Annotated in this window: 3 protein-coding genes; all 3 read left to right on the plus strand. The window is 65.4% G+C overall.

The features are described from left to right. Positions 1 to 306 (plus strand): DUF1636 family protein (locus AC1D0Z_RS22385; protein ID WP_477660343.1); only part of this gene is annotated, 306 nt, incomplete at its 5' end. A 79-nt stretch (positions 307 to 385) separates the two neighbouring features. Then, on the plus strand, positions 386 to 577 hold the full coding sequence (locus AC1D0Z_RS22390) for a CbtB domain-containing protein (RefSeq protein WP_477660344.1): 192 nt from the start codon (positions 386 to 388) through the stop codon (positions 575 to 577). Between the two features lie 25 nt (positions 578 to 602). Continuing rightward, on the plus strand, positions 603 to 1,133 hold a 531-nt coding region (locus tag AC1D0Z_RS22395; protein WP_477660345.1), incomplete at its 3' end, for a CbtA family protein.

Consider the following 1,133-nt stretch of genomic DNA (forward strand, 5'->3'; position numbering starts at 1 on the left):
GCCGTGCAGGACGCCCTGCTGGTGTGCGAGCTGGACACCGGGCAGCACCAAGGCCTGCAGCTGCGCGGCCTGGCCTGCATGAGTGGCTGCTCCCGCGCCTGCACCGTGACGCTGCAGGCGCAGGGCAAGTTCAGTTATTACTTTGGTGACCTGATTCCCGACGCCGAAACCGCGGCCCAAGTGATTGCCTGCGCACAGCTGCACAGGCACAGCGTTGACGGCAACCTGGCCCGCAACGCGAGGCCCGAGCGCCTGCGCAGCGGCATCCTCGCGCGGTTGCCGCCTGCCGGGCTGGGCTCGACATGACAACGCAAATGCACTAAGTTTCTTTTTTCACCCCGTTCATTCACCATTCACCCATTCACCTCAACCTCAAGGAGATTTCATGACTGAATCAACAACGCTGACCCAGAGCCCTGCTCACACGCTGAACCCCGGCCTGGCTGTGTTGCGCCCTCTGTGCGGCGCCGCCGTGCTGGGCCTGGTGGTTCTGTACGGCGTGGCTTTCGCTGAAAGCCCGCTGGCGCATAACGCCGCGCACGACGTGCGCCACATCACCGTCAAGCCCTGCCACTGAGCCGACTTTTCACCGGGAGATATCCATGGTTTTTCAACGATTGATCTGGGCGGCTTTGGCCGTTGCGGTGGTGGTGGGTAGCCTGCAGTCCGGCGTGCAGCAGTTGCAGGCAGTGCCCATCATCCTGGCCGCGGAAGTGTTTGAGAGCCAGAAAGTGGAAACGCCTGCGGCAGCCGCGCCAGCCACTGCTCCCGCTCCCGCGACGGCCACCACGCACACACATGCGGATGCAGCGGCGCATACCCATGCCGGGGTCGCGGCCGAGCCATGGGCCCCGGCCGATGGCCTGGAACGTGTGTTCTGGACATGGGCAGCCAATGTCCTGCACGCTTTCAGCATGGCGCTGCTGGTATTTGCGGTGATGGGCTTCAGCCTCGTGCGCGGCAGCAGCCTTCGCTCCCTGTCACTGGCCGCCTGGGTGGCCGCGGCGGGCTGGCTGGTCTTTCACTTCTGGCCTTCGCTGGGTTTGCCTGCAGRAATTCCCGGCATGGATGCTGCCCGCCTGGGCTCGCGCCAGGGCTGGTGGGTACTGGCGGCCGGCAGTGCGGCACTGGCC

The sequence above is a fragment of the Polaromonas sp. P1_E3 genome (assembly GCF_056405935.1).